12 protein-coding genes are annotated in these 15,162 nt (G+C 67.4%); 5 read left to right on the forward strand and 7 right to left on the reverse strand.

Annotated elements, in window-relative coordinates:
- Nucleotides 1-372 precede the first annotated feature (372 nt).
- Nucleotides 373-2,097 carry a response regulator gene (locus tag AC56KZ_RS08570; protein ID WP_497161730.1) on the forward strand — a complete coding sequence of 575 codons (1,725 nt, stop codon included), beginning with the start codon at nt 373-375 and terminating at the stop codon, nt 2,095-2,097.
- A 28-nt stretch (nt 2,098-2,125) separates the two neighbouring features.
- Here AC56KZ_RS08570 and AC56KZ_RS08575 read toward each other — a convergent pair whose 3' ends face one another.
- From AC56KZ_RS08575 to AC56KZ_RS08590, 4 genes are all read right to left on the reverse strand, one after another.
- Entirely contained in the window at nt 2,126-3,622 is a 1,497-nt protein-coding gene (locus AC56KZ_RS08575) for a DEAD/DEAH box helicase (RefSeq protein WP_497162126.1), read from the reverse strand.
- A gap of 340 nt (nt 3,623-3,962) precedes the next feature.
- On the reverse strand, nt 3,963-4,733 hold the full coding sequence (locus AC56KZ_RS08580; protein ID WP_497161731.1) for a hypothetical protein: 771 nt from the start codon (nt 4,731-4,733) through the stop codon (nt 3,963-3,965).
- A gap of 9 nt (nt 4,734-4,742) precedes the next feature.
- On the reverse strand, nt 4,743-5,363 hold the full coding sequence (locus AC56KZ_RS08585) for an LON peptidase substrate-binding domain-containing protein (RefSeq protein WP_497161732.1): 621 nt from the start codon (nt 5,361-5,363) through the stop codon (nt 4,743-4,745).
- A gap of 88 nt (nt 5,364-5,451) precedes the next feature.
- Nucleotides 5,452-5,904 carry a cupredoxin domain-containing protein gene (locus AC56KZ_RS08590; RefSeq protein ID WP_497161733.1) on the reverse strand — a complete coding sequence of 151 codons (453 nt, stop codon included), beginning with the start codon at nt 5,902-5,904 and terminating at the stop codon, nt 5,452-5,454.
- A gap of 173 nt (nt 5,905-6,077) precedes the next feature.
- On the opposite strand from AC56KZ_RS08590, the gene AC56KZ_RS08595 reads away from it, so the two are divergent.
- On the forward strand, nt 6,078-7,931 hold the full coding sequence (locus tag AC56KZ_RS08595; protein ID WP_497161734.1) for a CHASE domain-containing protein: 1,854 nt from the start codon (nt 6,078-6,080) through the stop codon (nt 7,929-7,931).
- Here the strand turns inward: AC56KZ_RS08595 and AC56KZ_RS08600 are convergent.
- On the reverse strand, nt 7,903-8,862 hold the full coding sequence (locus tag AC56KZ_RS08600) for a homocysteine S-methyltransferase family protein (RefSeq protein ID WP_497161735.1): 960 nt from the start codon (nt 8,860-8,862) through the stop codon (nt 7,903-7,905). The genes AC56KZ_RS08595 and AC56KZ_RS08600 overlap by 29 nt on opposite strands.
- 184 nt (nt 8,863-9,046) lie before the next feature.
- Here AC56KZ_RS08600 and AC56KZ_RS08605 point away from each other — a divergent pair, with 184 nt between their 5' ends.
- Entirely contained in the window at nt 9,047-10,348 is a 1,302-nt protein-coding gene (locus AC56KZ_RS08605) for a cytochrome P450 (protein WP_497161736.1), read from the forward strand.
- A 5-nt stretch (nt 10,349-10,353) separates the two neighbouring features.
- Here AC56KZ_RS08605 and AC56KZ_RS08610 read toward each other — a convergent pair whose 3' ends face one another.
- The gene (locus AC56KZ_RS08610) at nt 10,354-12,321 is read right to left on the reverse strand and encodes a sensor domain-containing diguanylate cyclase (RefSeq protein ID WP_497161737.1); all 1,968 of its coding nucleotides are present in this window, start codon (nt 12,319-12,321) and stop codon (nt 10,354-10,356) included.
- Between the two features lie 214 nt (nt 12,322-12,535).
- Between AC56KZ_RS08610 and AC56KZ_RS08615 the strand changes: the two genes are divergently transcribed.
- Together AC56KZ_RS08615 and AC56KZ_RS08620 are read left to right on the forward strand one after the other, a co-directional pair.
- Nucleotides 12,536-12,925, forward strand: coding sequence for a YbaN family protein (locus tag AC56KZ_RS08615; protein WP_497161738.1), 390 nt, complete (start codon nt 12,536-12,538; stop codon nt 12,923-12,925).
- A 2-nt stretch (nt 12,926-12,927) separates the two neighbouring features.
- Nucleotides 12,928-13,890: an MBL fold metallo-hydrolase gene (locus tag AC56KZ_RS08620; protein ID WP_497161739.1), complete on the forward strand. Its 963-nt coding sequence runs from the start codon at nt 12,928-12,930 to the stop codon at nt 13,888-13,890.
- A gap of 21 nt (nt 13,891-13,911) precedes the next feature.
- Here the strand turns inward: AC56KZ_RS08620 and AC56KZ_RS08625 are convergent, their stop codons facing one another.
- Nucleotides 13,912-15,060 carry a GGDEF domain-containing protein gene (locus AC56KZ_RS08625; protein ID WP_497161740.1) on the reverse strand — a complete coding sequence of 383 codons (1,149 nt, stop codon included), beginning with the start codon at nt 15,058-15,060 and terminating at the stop codon, nt 13,912-13,914.
- Nucleotides 15,061-15,162: the final 102 nt, after the last annotated feature.

Here is a 15,162-nt window from a genome sequence, read left to right on the forward strand (position 1 = left end):
CGTCTGGTTCAAATGGCGGCGCTGGCTCGCTGCAAATGGGCGTGCGCCAACGCCCGGCCATGGCCTGTCGCGTCGGTGTTCACTGCAATAATGACAACTCAACATTTTACCGTGGGGCGGCAGAAACGTCATACCCCTTACAGAATATTGCAAATTAGCGTGCGCAGCGTGGCCCGGCGACCGGCCTGGAGCGTGCGCACGTCGGATGTCTTTATAACATATGGCCCAGTTCCCGCTACGAAGCCCCGTATCCCGCAGGCCACCATGCGCTTGCGTGAAGCGACGCACAGTCACGCAGCGTCCCTGGTCTTAGCATGACCATGACGGTCGCCTGGAAACAGCCAGCGCACCCCAGAATCGAGAAAGAAACTTATGGCAACCGGCTCCACCCCCGAACAAAACGCAGGCAAACCCCTCGACGTGCAAGGCGACGGCGAAAGCGTCGGCGTGCCCGCTGGGGGCGAGCTCGAGGGTAGCGCTTTCAATCCGCTCGGCAACCCCGGGATGAAGCACTGGCAGGCCGGCTATATCGACCATGCCGGGCTCGAGGACCGCGGCAATATCTTCTTTGCCGCCGTCGAAATGACCCGCATGCCGATGGTCGTGACCGACCCGCGCCAGGTCGACAACCCGGTCGTGTTCGCCAACCGCGCCTTCCTCGACCTGACGCTGTACCCGGAAGAGCAGGTCATCGGACGCAATTGCCGCTTCCTGCAGGGTCCGGACACCAGCGCCGACACGGTGCGCGAAATCCGCACGGCGCTGTCCGAACGGCGTGCTTGCGCCCTCGACATCCTGAATTACAAGGCCGACGGCACGCCCTTCTGGAATGGCCTCTACATCGGCCCGATCTTCGACCACGACGGCGAGCTGCTGTACTTTTTCGCTTCGCAGATCGACATCACCCAGCGCCGCTCGATCGAACAATCCTCGCTGCAGGCGCAGAAGATGGAAGCGATCGGCCAGCTGACCGCCGGCATGGCGCATGACTTCAACAACCTGCTGCAAGTCATCAACGGCAACCTCGAACTGTCGATGCTGACGCTCGACCCGTCGCACCGCGCGGCCGAGCCGATCCGGCGCGCCCAGCGCGCGGCGATGAAGGCAGGCAAACTGACCCAGCAGCTGCTGACCTTCGCGCGCAAGCAGCGCCTCGAGCCGCGCCGGGTCAACCTGAATGCGCTGCTGGTCGAATTCTCGGAAATGCTGGTGCGCACCCTCGGCGACCGGGTCGAACTGCAGCTCGACCTGAAGCCCGGGCTGCCCTGGTGCACGCTCGACCCGACCCACCTCGAGATGGCCGTGCTCAACGTCCTGATCAACGCGCGCGACGCCATGCCGCAGGGCGGCCTGGTGCGGGTCAGCACCCGGGTGCTGGACCAGGACAAGGCCTCGGGCGGCGCTTGCGTTGCCGTCTGCATCGCCGACGAAGGCGAAGGCATGACGCCGGAAGTGATGCGGCGCGCCACCGAGCCCTTCTTTACCACGAAGGGGCCCGGAACCGGCCTCGGGCTGGCCATGGTGCACGGCTTCGTGCAGCAGTCGCACGGCCGCCTCGAACTCGACAGCAGGCCGGGGCGCGGCACGACGGTGCGGATGATTTTCCCGGCCGACAGCGTGCGTAGCGATGTCCGTGGTGGCGACCGCGACGGTTTCGGTACCGGCCACAGCTACCCGGACGCGCCGGGCAGGCTGGAGGACGACGGCGGCAAGCCGCGCATTCTCGTGGTCGAAGACAACGAGGACGTGCGCGAACTGGCGGAAGTGACCCTGGGCGAGGCTGGCTACGCCGTCGTTTCGGCGCCCAGCGGCGAACAAGCCCTGCGCTTGTTCGAGGACGGCAAGGGGATCGACCTGGTGTTCACCGATGTAATGATGCCAGGCGGAATGAATGGACTGCAACTTGCCGACCAGCTGCGCGAGCGGCGCCCGGACACGCCGATCCTGATCACCACCGGTTATATGGACGAGCTGCCGGCAGTCGCGCAGGCGCAGCGGCTCGACATCCTGGGCAAGCCCTACCGCCAGGAAGAGCTGTTGTCGCGGGTACGCGCGATCCTGCCGGGGCCGCAGGCGCGGCGCGCGGGATCGCGCTGAGTCGTCCCGGCGCCGGTGCTGACGACGCTTATTGCTGCGGCTTAGGCAGCCCGCCCAGCAAGGCGGCGATTTTCTGCTTGGGCTTGGCCGGACCGTTCGCGCTGTCGGTGAGCGTGTCGCGGCGCGGCGCATTGGCCGGCTCGTAGGGCTTGAGGAACCACGGATCGACCTTCTCGCGGCGCGGCACCGGGCCGGCGCCATAGCTGCGCGCTGGACGCTCGCCGCGTTCCGGACGGGCCTCGGCCTCGGTACGGCGCGGCGGACGCTCGCTGCGCTCGCCGCCACGCTCGGGCCGCTCGCCGCGTTGCGGACGTTCGCCACGTTCAGCATCGCGCGAGCGCGCACGCGGCGCAAAGCCGGTCAGTTCGCCGCGGGTGATGTCCTGCTTGATCAGCTTTTCGATGTCGAGCAGCAGGCGCTCGTCCTTGTCCGAATACACGGACAAGGCATCGCCGGAGGCGCCGGCGCGGCCGGTACGGCCGATGCGGTGCACGTAATCCTCGGCGTTGTACGGCAAGTCGTAGTTGATCACGCAGGGCAGGTCGGAAATGTCGAGGCCGCGGGCGGCGACGTCGGTCGCCACCAGCACTTCGATCTCGCCCTGCTTGAAGGCCTCGAGTGCGGCCATGCGTTCCTGCTGGGTCTTGTCGCCGTGGATGGCGGAAGCCTTGATGCCGGTCTGCTCGAGGTGGCGCGACAGGCGCGAGGCGCCGATCTTGGTGTTCGAGAAGATGATCACCTGCTTGAGCTCGCGCTGGCGGATCAGGAATTCGACGACGTCGCGCTTTTGCTCTTCGTCGACCTTGTAGACGATCTGCGTGACCTTGTCGGCGGTGGCATTGCTGCGCGCCACTTCGATCAGCACCGGCTGCTGCAGGAAGCTGTTGGCCAGCTTCTTGATCTCCGGCGAGAAGGTGGCCGAGAACATCAGGTTCTGGCGCTTTTTCGGCAGCAGATTGATGATGCGCTGCAGGTCCGGCAGGAAGCCCATGTCGAGCATGCGATCCGCTTCGTCCATCACCAGCATCTGCACCTGGCCCAGGCTGACGTTCTTCTGCTCGATATGGTCGAGCAGGCGGCCCGGGGTCGCGATCACGATCTCGACGCCGCCCTTCAGGATGACGGTCTGGCCCTTCATGTCCATGCCGCCGAAAACGACGGTCGAACGCAAGGGCGTGTGGCGCGAATAGGCCTTGACGTTCTCGGCCACCTGCACCGCCAGTTCGCGGGTCGGCGTCAGGATCAGGGCGCGCACCGGATGGCGCGCCGGCGACATGCTGCTGCTGGCATGGGCCAGCAGCAGCTGGATGATAGGCAGCGAGAAGCCGGCGGTCTTGCCGGTACCGGTCTGGGCGGCGCCCATGACGTCGCGGCCCTGCAGCACGATGGGAATCGCTTGCGCCTGGATCGGGGTCGGATGGACATAACCCTGGTCGGTGAGGGCGCGCAGGATTTCCGGCGCCAGGCCGAAATCGGCGAAGCAGACGGTGGGTTCGACGGCGTCGGCCGCCACTACAATCGGCATCGCGACGTCCGGCATTGCCGCAGCGTCGTTGTTCATCGGTGTTTCAGACATTATTCTTTCCGGGCATTAAATCATTTGCTCTACGCGGCAGCGTCGCCTCGACGGGCCTGATCCAGCAGGCGCGGCCGATATTGACAACTCCTGGAGGGGCGGGCTGGCCGCCGACTGGGGCACGACTGGGGCATAACCGAGGCATAACTGAGGCCAGTTCGGGGCCGGCACGATGGGCACGCTGCACCAGTCGGCGGGCGCAAACGTAGAGATACAAGATATCTCGCGCAAGGTTACCTGAAATCGCACCTGGTGTACATGAAATCGTCGGATCGTCGCCCGGCCCGCCCTAGCCTCCCCGCCTCCAGCCACGTGCCTGCGCGGCGCGCTCGGCGGCATTGTTCAGGGGCGTACCCGCGATGCGGGCGTCGACGGCGTCGAGGACTGCCGGCGGCAGCACGCTGCCGTCGAGCCAGGCGGTGCCGGCGGCGCCCTGGACCAGCACCGGAATCTTCCACTGGGCGCCGTCCCGGCAGGCGAGTCCGGCAGTCGTGTCCATTACGAAGCTGCGGCAATATTTGCCGTCCCTGGCCAGGAAACTGATACCGATGCGCACCCGGCCGGAGGGACCCGGACTGGCGAGCTGCGCGGAGAGCGCGCTGGCCAGGTGGCCGCGGGCCGCGAGGGCGCCGTCGGCGCCGCTCAGCGAGGCCAGTTCCGCTTCGCCCTGCCATGCACGCCAGGCGAAGCCCCCGAGCAGCACCCCGCCGGCAAGCGCGGCGGCGATGGCGAGCGCGTGGCGCCGGGTCCAGGGCGGCGGCTGCGCATGCGCATGCGAGACGCCGGGCGCATGTGGCGGCAGGGGCGCGTTGCGGGCTGCGCGCACGCTATCGAGCTGGACGATCTTGGCGCCGCCGGCGACTTCCGGCGCAGGCGCATGGACGCTGCTGTCGCGTCCGCCCGCGACCACGCCGTAGACGCGGCTGCGGCGGGCGCGGTGGCCGGCGACACGCGCGGCAATGGCCGGGTCGGCGCGCACTGCGCGCTCGACGGCCGCACGGGCTGGTTCGGCCAGTTCGCCGTTGACGAATGCAATCAAGAGTTCGTCAGAAAATTTCATGGCAGGCCGCTAGGAGGTGATCAAGCCATGTTCATCAAGCACGTCGTGCAATAACTCGAGCCGGATGACGGGATTGTCGAGCATAAGCATGTTGTACTTTTGACTGTTCGGCAGCGGCAGCAGTTCACACCAGCGATTCGATACCCAGCCGCAGTCCTCCAGCCGGAACGGCGGCTGCACCGGCCAGCGCTCCTGCGGCACGTCGTGCAGCGAGGCCAGCACGCGGTCGAGCGCATCGGCGGCGCCTTGCAGTTCGGACGGGATGCGCACCGAATGGTCGTCTTCGGTGAGCTCGACCTCGGCCATCCACAAGCCGTTCAGGCGCTGCTGCGCCGATTTCACTTCGAAGCGGGCGCCGCCGCGGCAGACGACCTGCAGCAGGCCCGGCGTGGTGGCGGCGGTGTCGCAGACGGTAGCCAGGGTGCCGCCCTCGGCAAAGCGCTCGGCATCGAGCGAGCGCGTGCGCACTTCCCGGCCCTGGGTCAGCAGCACGACCCCGAAGGGCGTATCGTCGGTCAGGCAGCGGCTGACCATGTCGAGGTAACGCGCTTCGAACACCTGCAGCGGCAGCACTCCGTCCGGGAACAGCACCGTGCTCAATGGGAACAATGGAAGGGAAATCGTGGCCATGCTCCATCATGACAGAAGCGCTCCCCGGACCGCAGCACGATTGCCTCGGGGACTCATGGCGGCCGCGGCGCTGGTGCCGGTCCCGGGCTCAGGCCTGGGGCGCCACCAGCGGCAGGGTACGCAAGGCATCGGCGAATGCGCCGAGGCGCCAGCGCAGGCGCTGCCAGCCCGGATCGGGCAAGCGCACGACGCGCACCAGCAAGCTGCCGCCGGCGACATCCGGGCAGGCATACGGGAAGCTGCCTTCCTGCTCGAAGGGCAGGCGCACTTCCTGGCCGGGGCGCAGTTGCAAGGGGCCGAACACATGGGGCTTGCGGTCGAGGTTGCGCAGCAGCAGGACATCCTGCACGCCAAGCGTGAGGCGCAGCTCCTGCGGCAGCGCCAGCGCGCCCTGGCCGCTGCCCGCGCGTGGGAAAGTAAAGCTGCGCTCGTGGCTCGGTTCGCGCAGCGGCGCCAGCGCGGCCCACAATAGCACCAGCAGCATGGCGCCGGCCATGGCAGCGAACGGGCGGTAGCGCAGGAAGGATAGGGATGGACTCATTCGGGCTGCGATTGTAGCATCGGAGCTCAAGGGCGCGGCCCAAGGGCGCGGCCATGCGCGCGCCGCCGGGCGGGAGCGCCCGGTATGCTGGTCGTCGCGGTCGTTCCCGGTAGCCACTGCTTACTTTCCCTTTTCTTTCGGCACGGCCAGCGCCGCCCAGGATTTCAGCCTACATGCAGCCTCCAGAACCCGAGCAGACCCGCCCCCTCCCCGGCCTGCCCGCAGGACGGGGGTGGGGGCCCCTGGTACTGGCCGGACTGGTTCTCCTGCTGACGCTGGCGATCACCTGGGGCGCCTGGAGCGGCGCGCGCCGCGACGAGGACGCCAGCCTCGCGGCCCAGTTCGACTATCGCACGCGCGAGCTTGCCACCACCATGGTGCGCCGGATGGCCGTCTACGAGCAGGTGCTGCGCGGCACGCGCGGCTTCATGCGCGGGCGGATCGACGTCAGCCGGCGCGAGTTTGCCGACTATTTCCAGATCCAGAACCTGCAGGAGCATTTTCCCGGCATCCAGGCGCTTGGCGTGGCCAGCATCATTCCCCGCGAGCAGCTCGCCGCGCACGAGGCGGCGCTGCGCGAACAGGGCTTTACGGACTACCGTATCACGCCGGAGCCCGGGCGCGCACTCTACACCGCGATCACCCATATCGAACCCTTCTCCGGGCGCAACTTGCGCGCTTTCGGCTACGACATGTATGGCGAGCCGGTGCGTCGTGCGGCCATGGATGCAGCGCGCGACAGCGGCAGCGCGGCGCTGTCGGGCAAGGTGGTGCTGCTGCAGGAGGGCCGCAACGCGCAGCCCGGCATCCTGATGTATGTGCCCGTGTATCGGGCCGGCACGCCCGTCGCAACTGCCGAGCAAGGCCGCGCCGCGATCGTCGGCTGGGTCTATGCCCCGTTCCGGATGGCCGACCTGATGCGCGGCGTCGGCGGCATCGATGCAGCCGACCTGCAGGTGGCCGTGTATGACGGCGCGCAACCGACGCCCGACGCCTTGCTGTTCCGTTCGCCGGACGCCGCCGCCCTGCACCGCCCGCGCTTCCAGCAAACCCTGCCGCTGTCGGTGTCGGGCCGCCGCTGGACGGTCGAGATTGCTTCATCGCCGGCCTTCGAGGCGCGCCGCGACAGCAGCCGCGCGCGCACGATCGCCTTCACCGGCGTCGGCCTCGGCTTCCTGCTCAGCCTGGTGGTCTGGCTGCTCGCGAGCGAGCGCCGGCGCGCGCTGCAGCTGGCGCGGGCGATGACGCTCGAGCTGCGCGAATCCTACGAGCGCAACGAAGCCGAGCGCAAGCGCATGGATGCCATCCTGCTGAGCTCGCAAAAGCTGGAAGCGGTCGGCAAGCTGACCGGCGGCGTGGTGCACGACTTCAACAACATCCTGCATATCATCAGCGCCAACGTGCAACTGATGCTCAGATCCGGCAACAACGCCGAAAAGCGCCTGCGCAACATTCTCGAGGCGGTCGAACGCGGCACGAAACTCTCGAGCCAGCTGCTGGCCTTCGCGCGGCGCCAGCCGCTGCACCCGAGCGTGGTCGACGTCGGCGACTTGCTCGCGCGCCTGGACAGCCTGCTGCAGCGCGCCGCCGGCGACCCGGTCGAGGTCGAACTGGTGCACGAGAGCGCCGGCGACGCGCTGTGGCCTGCCCTGGTCGATCCGAACCAGCTGGAAAACGTGATCCTGAACCTGGTCATCAATGCGCGCGACGCCATGAGCGGCGCCGGCAAAATCAGCATCACGCTGGCCAATCTCGATGCCGATGCCGCCGCCGCACTCGCCGATCCGGAAATCGAACCGGGCGAGTACGTGCTGATCGCCGTCGCCGACAGCGGCGAAGGCATGCCGCCGGAGGTGATGGAACGCGCCTTCGAGCCCTTCTTCACGACCAAGCCCGAAGGCAAGGGAACCGGGCTCGGCTTGTCGATGGCGCATGGTTTCGTCAAGCAAAGCGGCGGCCATATCCGGATTGCCAGCGTGGCGGGCGAAGGCACGACCATCAGCATTTATTTGCCGCGCCACCGCTGAGGCAGCGCGCGATCGCCGCCACATGGCGTTCGTCGGTGCCGCAGCAGCCGCCGACCACATTCAACTGCGGCAGCATCGCATGCAGGGCCCGGTAGTCGTCCCCGAGTTGTTCCGGGTCGCCGTCGTCGAGCGCGTTTGCATCGTCGAGTTCGGCATGGCTGAGGCGCGAGGCGTTGGCGCGCAGGCCGCGCAGGCGTTCGCGCCAGGGCCCCGGCTCGGCCAGCGCCGGCGCGACATGGGTCGGGTGCGCGCAATTGACCATGTAATAGGCGGCGTAAGCGCCGGTTTCGAGGTCGGTGCGGGCGATTGCCCCGGCCAGCGTGTCGCCGGACGGCAGGCGGCCATCGACTTCCAGCGTGAACGAAATCGCCACCGGTATGTCGCAGGCAGCCGCCGCGTCGACGATGCCGATCGCCTCGTCGGGATAGGTCATGGTGAAGGCCGACACCATGTCGGCCTCGGTGCCGGCGAAGATGGCGACCTGCGCCAGGTGGTAGTCGTGCGCGGCCGCCGCGCCCATGCGCGCGGCGACCCGGTAGCCGTCCCCGCGCGGGCCGATATTGCCGCTGATGACGATCGGACGGGCCGGCGCATCCCAGGCCGCGCGCACTTTCGCGACCAGGGCCACCGCCGCGCGGTTGGCCTCGGCCAGCGCCAGCTCGGTATAGCCGAGGACGCGGCCCCAGTCGGGATTGGCGCGCCAGGTCGGCGTTTCCAGCACCAGGCCGCGGCCGTATTGCTGCGCCAGCCGCGCGAAGCGCTCGAAATACGCCAGCAGCGCCGCCTGCCCGGCCTGCTCGCGCAGCAGGACAAAGGAGGCGAACGAGGGCAATGCGAACCCCTGCTGGAAGATGAGCATCGTTTCCAGCCCGGCGTCGGCCAGGAACAGCCCACCCCCGAGCTGGGGCAGGCGCTTGCGGTAAGGGCTCATGGCGGCTCCGGTGGTCATCCTGGTTTGAGCATTCGAGCGTGCCGCCGGTTCCCGCGCGCCGCTGCAGCGCGTCTGATGGACAATAAGACGCCGTTGTAAAAACCACCACAACCCTGCCGTACGAGCGTCAGCGCACATAGCGTGCACGCGGGGTCTGGCACACTCGAGTCAAAAGGAGACCAACATGAACGTGCCCCACTCGCCCGCCTTGTCCATCCACCAGACCATTCCCCAGGCTCCCGGTTTCGACAATACGGTTGCGCTCTTGAGCGAAGGCTACCGCTTCATCGGCAACCGTTGCGACGCCCTCGGTTCCGACATTTTCAGCACCCGCCTGATGATGCAGCGCGTCGTCTGCGTGCGTGGCGAAGCGGCCGCGCGCATGTTCTACCATAGCGGCCGCTTCACGCGGCGGCGCGCCATTCCGCCGAATGCGCTGGGCCTGCTTCAGGGCACCGGCAGCTCGCAGATGCTCGACGGCGAGATGCACCAGGTGCGCAAGGCCATGATGATGGGCCTGCAAACGCCCGACAGCCGTGCGCGCCTGGTGGCGCTGGCCGACACCGAGTGGCGCGCGCGTTTCGAACGTTGGTCGCGCCTGCGCCGCGTGGTCCTGATCCAGGAAGCGCAGGCGGTGCTGTGCCGGGCCGCCTGCGCCTGGGCCGGGGTGCCGCTCGCCAGCGTCGAGGAAGAAGTGATGCGCACCGCCGAATTTTCGGCCATGATCGAAGGCGCCGGCGCCGTCGGCCCGCGCAACTGGATGGGCCGGTCGCTGCGCCGCCATACCCAGGCCTGGGCACGCGATCACATCCAGGCGGTGCGCATGGGCCGGCCGGTCGACATCAACAGCCCGCTGGCCGCCATCGCCTTCCACCTCGATGCCGACGGCGAAGTGCTGTCGACCGACGATGCCGCAACCGAACTGATCAACGTACTGCGCCCGGTGGTGGCCGTTGCCCGCTACATCGTGTTCGGCGCACTGGCGCTGCACAGCTATCCGGAATGGCGCGCGCGCCTGGCCGCAGGCAATGAAGCCGACATGGAGATGTTCGTGCAGGAAGTGCGGCGCTATTTCCCCTTCTTCCCGGCCATCGGCGGGCGCGCCCTGGCTTCCTTCGAATGGAATGGACTGGTGTTCGACAAGGGCGACTGGGTCCTGCTCGACGTGTACGGCACCCACCGCCATGCGGGCACCTGGTCCGATGGCGACGCGTTCCGGCCGGAGCGTTTCAGGGATTGGAAAGACAATGGCTTCGCCCTCATCGCGCAGGGCGGAGGCGACTACGCCCACGGCCACCGCTGCCCCGGCGAAATGCTGACCTCCGAGCTGACCAAGTCGGCGCTGCGCCTGCTGGCGGCCGAGATCGACTACGACGTGCCGGAGCAGGACCTGTCGATCAACCTGGCGCACATGCCGGCGCTACCGGCCAGCGGCCTGGTACTGGAACGCATGCGCGCGGCCAGCCCCCTGCCCGGCGCGGCCTGATCGGTTCAAGCGTCGTTGCGCTCGACAGGCAGCGGCGCGCTGTTGCTGCGTTGCCGGGCCAGGCGCGGCCCGGCCAGCTGCGACTGCGCCGTGTGCTCGGCCACGCGGCCGCGCCCGAGCAGCTTGGCCTCGTACATGGCGCTATCGGCGCAGCGCAACAGGGTGTCGGCATCCTCGCCGCAGTCGGGCGACACGGCCACCCCCAGGCTGGCCGAGATCTGCAGGACGAAGCCTTCGGTCATGAACGGCCGGGTCAGCTCGCGCAGGACGTCCTCGGCCACCTTGCGCGCGTCGCCGCCGCCGCTCACACGCGGCAGCAACACAACGAATTCGTCGCCGCCGAGGCGGGCCAGCGTGTCCGAGGCGCGCAGCGTGGTGCGCAGGCGCGTGGCTACCTGTTGCAATAAAATGTCGCCGACGGCGTGCCCGTAGCTGTCGTTGACCGGCTTGAATTTATCGAGGTCGAAGAAAATGACGGCCAGCTTGTGTCGTTCGCGCTTCGACGCCAGCAGGGCCTGGTTCAGGCGGTCGCCGAACAGCAGGCGGTTCGGCAGGCCGGTCAGCATGTCGTGGTGGGCCATATGGCGGATCTGGTCTTCCTGGAGTTTCCTGGCGTCGATGTCGGCCGCGGTGCCGACGATGCGCAGCGGCCGGCCGTCCGGATCGCGCTCGGCCACCTGCCCGCGCGCCAGGATCCAGCGCCAGTTGCCGTTACTGAGGCGCGTGCGGTACTGCGCGCTGAAGTCGGGCGTGACGCCGTTCAGGTGGGCGTCGAGCGCCTGCAGCACGGCGGCGCTGTCGTCCGGGTGCGCCATGCCCACCAGGGCGCCGCGGTCGAAGCGCAGCAGCGTGCTCTCGGCGTCGACGATGCCCTGGGCGCTTGGCGACAGGGTGACCATGCCGGTGCGGAAGCTGTAATCCCAGACGCCCTCGCCGCTGGCATTCAATGCCAGCTTCCAGCGCGCCTCGGCGGCGGCGAGCGAGGCCACGCCGCGGCGCCGATGGTCGGCCGCGGCCAGTCCGGCCCAGCCGGCCAGCACCAGCGCCAGCGAAATGGCGATGCCGGTATACAGCAGTATTTCCTTCTGCCGCGCAAAGCGCGCATTCGCGTCCTGCACCGACTGCCCCACCGTCACCACAAGCCCGTATTCGGACAGCGTGCGCCAGCCGTAGAAGCGGTCGACGCCGTCGAGCCGGCTCACGCGCCGGAACGCGCCGCCGGCGCCGCTGCCTGGTGCATACGGAAAGCCGGCCAGGTACTTGCCGCTGTCGCGCAGGGTGAGGTCCTGGGTGGTGCGCGCAATCACGATGCCCTTGTCGCTGACCAGCGCGACCGACGCGTCCGCGCCAAGGTCCACGGTGTCATAGAAGCGCGAGAAATAGGCCGGGGCGACGCCGGCGACGATGACGCCGGCGAGCTTGCCCTGCTTGTCGAACACGGGCCGCGAGAACTGGACCGTCCAGCGCCCGGAAAGCCGCCCTTTCAGGGGACGGCCGATGAACAGCCGATCCTCCAGCGTCCCCGCCAGGTGCGTCCTGATGTGGTCGCGGTCGCTCAGGTCGAGACCGGGCGCGACGCCCGGGATATTCGTGAACACGAGGCGGCCGGCGGTATCGGTCACCGCGATGTTCATCTGCAGCTTGCCATGCAGGTGGCTGTTGAGTTCGGAAACGATGGGGCCGAACTCGTCGGGATTGCGCAGCCAGCTCAGGCGCAGCTGGCTGAGCGACAGGTCGATCGTGACCATGCTCGAGCGGATTTCCTCGGCGAAGGCATGGGCCAGGTTCTGGACGTTGCGATGGCTGTCGTCGCGCGCGATCTCGTCCAGCTGCGTGCGCTCGCGCGCCACCAGCAGCCAGACCAGGGGCAAGGCGACGACCAGGAAGACGACCAGGCGCTGCAACACGCTGAGGCGGAAATAGGCACCGGCCGCCCCGGCGGAGCGCAATGATCGAATTGTCTGGAGCGGCATGGCAGGCATCCCGGCGCAAGGGATGCCGGCTAATCGGGTAACAGGAAATTACGCCGCAGATTCTACTATTTGCTTATATTTATATCAAGCAAATACCTTCGCTTGTGGTTTACACACATCAATTTTTCGCTTCTGCGCGACGTGAAATTTTCTTTCATAGGGTGGCGACTTATGAAACTTTATTTCACGGCGGCGCTTTCGGCATAATGTGGCAATGTTATCTTCACCCCTGAAAACGCTGCTCAACATTGCCGGAGTGCTGGCGCTGCTGCTGGGGGTGGTCGGGCTGTTCCTGCCGCTGTTGCCGACCACGCCCTTCCTGCTGCTGGCCTCGGCCTGTTTCGCGCGCGGCTCGACCCGCCTGCACCGCTGGCTGCTGCATCACCGCGTCTTCGGCGTCTACCTGCGTAATGTCGAGGCCGGCAACGGCATTCCCTTGCGCGCAAAACTCCTGGCGCTGGCGATGATGTGGGCCTCGCTCGCGTATTCGATCGTGCGCTTCGACCATCTCGGCCTGCGCATCGGCCTGCTGGCCACCGGCTGCGCCGTCAGCATTTATTTGTGGCGCTACCTGCCGACGCTGCGCGTCCTGGACAAAGGCTAGCCATGGAATTTCAGTTCCTGGGCACCTCCTCGGGCACGCCGAGCAAGACCCGCAACGTCTCCGGGCTGGCGCTGCGCACCAGCGGGGCGAAGAACTGGTACCTGGTCGACTGCGGCGAAGGCACCCAGCACCGCATCCTGCGCACGCATTATTCGCCGGTCAACCTGCGCGCGATTTTCATCACCCACATCCACGGCGACCACTGTTACGGCCTGCCCGGACTACTGGCCAGCGCCGGCCTGCTCAAGCGCAGCGAGCCGCTGCTGATCGCGGGGCCGCCGGCGGTCGAGCGCTTCGTGCGAGGCGTGATGGAGAGTACCGAACTGCGCCTGCCCTTCCCGCTCGACTTCGTCCACGTCGAGCATGGCTGGACCACCGGCGCGCTGCCGGATGTGCTGGTGGAAGCGGCCGAACTGTCGCACCGGGTGCCTTCGTTCAGTTTTGCCTTCACCGAAAAAGCCATCGAGCGCAAACTCGACAAGGCCAGGCTCGAGCGCGATGGCCTGCCCTCCGGTCCCGGCTGGGGACAGCTCCAGCGCGGCGAGGACCTCGTGCTGCCCGACTGCCGGATCGCGCGCAGCAGCGACTACATCCTGCCGACCCGCGCACCGCGCAAGATCATCGTCGCCGGCGACAACGACACACCGTCCCTGTTGACCGGACAGGCGCGCAGCGCGCAGGTGCTGGTGCACGAAGCCACCTACACGGAAGAGGTCTTGCAGAAGGTCGGCCCCGGGCCGCAGCACAGCTCGGCGAAAGCCACCGCCGCCTTTGCCGGCGGGGCCGGCATCCCGAACCTGGTGCTGACCCATTTCAGTCCGCGCTACCAGGAAGGCAGCGGCGCGCTGTCGATGGGGCAGCTCGAAGCCGAGGCACGCGCCGAGTACGGCGGCAACTTGTTTTTGGCGGAGGACTTGCAGCGTTATACCCTGGACAAGCACGGAGTGCTGGCCATCCTGCCTTAGGCGCTACTGGCCGCAAGACGGTCAGCCGGTGCGGGCGAGCGCGCCGAGCTGCAGGTATTCGACGCGATTGCGCCCGTTGCGTTTCGCCTGGTACATGAGCTCGTCAGCGGCGGCGATGGCATCGCGCATCGGGTGCTGGCTGGCTCCAATGGCGAGGTGGACGCTGGCCACGCCGAAGCTTGCCGTGGCGCGCAAGCGGCCAAGGCCGTCGGACGACGCCAGCTCGGTCGCGGCAAAGGCCTGGCGCAGGCGCTCGGCCAGGCGGACTCCCTCGTCAAGATCGGTACCCGGCAAGACCAGCAGGAATTCTTCGCCGCCGTAACGCACCACGCTCTCGACCGGCTCGCGGGTTGCCTGTTGGAGCAGGTGCGCAAACTCGCGCAGCACGATGTCGCCATCGCCATGGCCGTGCGTGTCGTTGATCTGCTTGAAACGGTCGATGTCGCACAGGATGACGGTCAGCCAGGCCTTGCCCCGCCCTTCCTCAGCGTCGCCCATCAGCTGATAGTGCAGGTAGCGCCGATTGAAGCAGCCGGTCAGGTGGTCGCGCTCGGCGGCGTATTGCAGCACGGCGTGCGAGCGGAACTCCTCGCGCGACACATGGCTGTAGCGGCGCGCCGCAAGGAAACCGAAGGTATTGACCAGTACCAGCAGCATGCCCATGGTGAGCGTGTCGGCGAACGACATGCGGCTGTACTGCGCGGCCAGCACGACCAAGCCGGCCGTCGCCAGCACGGCGATCGCCAGCGAATGCGACAGGCGGTTCGGAATATACAGATACACGACGACCAGCATGATCGCCAGCGACATCGCATGCCAGTGAAATTCCGTCGGACGGTGCACGGCAATGAACATGAAGCATGCAAGCGCCACACTTTCGGCGATCGTCGCCGCGAGCCGCGCGTCGCGCACGGACAGGGGCCGGCGCCAGGCCAGCCAGGCGCAGATGCCGGCCGTCGCCGCCACCAGCAGGCGCGCGCACAGGAGCTTCATGCTTGCGGGCCCCCAGCCGAGCGCCGCGACGTCGGTCGCGAAGAAACCGAGATAGAACACCGTGCAGAACGTCAGCGTAAAGCCCAGCGATGCGCGTGTCTGCTCCTGTTTGTGCTCGAGGTAGGAGGATTCCTGCGAGGCGCACACGAATTCGCCTTTGAGCGGGTGGATGTCCATGGTGTTCACTTCGGTACGCCGCTGCTGAACTGATCGAGGAGTCATTGTGACAGGCAACAAGGTTGCCAAAACTCACCTTTTGTCACCAAGCAGCAATTAACA

The organism is Telluria sp. LT2P34 (assembly GCF_059685915.1).

What these genes read in the sequence shown, in the direction of transcription:
- AC56KZ_RS08600 (WP_497161735.1), bottom strand. Translation starts at nt 8,862, where the DNA reads ATGAGCCCTTACCGCAAGCGCCTGCCCCAGCTCGGGGGTGGGCTGTTC.
- AC56KZ_RS08570 (WP_497161730.1), top strand. Translation starts at nt 373, where the DNA reads ATGGCAACCGGCTCCACCCCCGAACAAAACGCAGGCAAACCCCTCGAC.
- AC56KZ_RS08585 (WP_497161732.1), bottom strand. Translation starts at nt 5,363, where the DNA reads ATGGCCACGATTTCCCTTCCATTGTTCCCATTGAGCACGGTGCTGTTC.
- AC56KZ_RS08620 (WP_497161739.1), top strand. Translation starts at nt 12,928, where the DNA reads ATGGAATTTCAGTTCCTGGGCACCTCCTCGGGCACGCCGAGCAAGACC.
- AC56KZ_RS08580 (WP_497161731.1), bottom strand. Translation starts at nt 4,733, where the DNA reads ATGAAATTTTCTGACGAACTCTTGATTGCATTCGTCAACGGCGAACTG.
- AC56KZ_RS08575 (WP_497162126.1), bottom strand. Translation starts at nt 3,622, where the DNA reads ATGCCGATTGTAGTGGCGGCCGACGCCGTCGAACCCACCGTCTGCTTC.
- AC56KZ_RS08625 (WP_497161740.1), bottom strand. Translation starts at nt 15,060, where the DNA reads ATGGACATCCACCCGCTCAAAGGCGAATTCGTGTGCGCCTCGCAGGAA.
- AC56KZ_RS08605 (WP_497161736.1), top strand. Translation starts at nt 9,047, where the DNA reads ATGAACGTGCCCCACTCGCCCGCCTTGTCCATCCACCAGACCATTCCC.
- AC56KZ_RS08590 (WP_497161733.1), bottom strand. Translation starts at nt 5,904, where the DNA reads ATGAGTCCATCCCTATCCTTCCTGCGCTACCGCCCGTTCGCTGCCATG.
- AC56KZ_RS08610 (WP_497161737.1), bottom strand. Translation starts at nt 12,321, where the DNA reads ATGCCGCTCCAGACAATTCGATCATTGCGCTCCGCCGGGGCGGCCGGT.
- AC56KZ_RS08595 (WP_497161734.1), top strand. Translation starts at nt 6,078, where the DNA reads ATGCAGCCTCCAGAACCCGAGCAGACCCGCCCCCTCCCCGGCCTGCCC.
- AC56KZ_RS08615 (WP_497161738.1), top strand. Translation starts at nt 12,536, where the DNA reads ATGTTATCTTCACCCCTGAAAACGCTGCTCAACATTGCCGGAGTGCTG.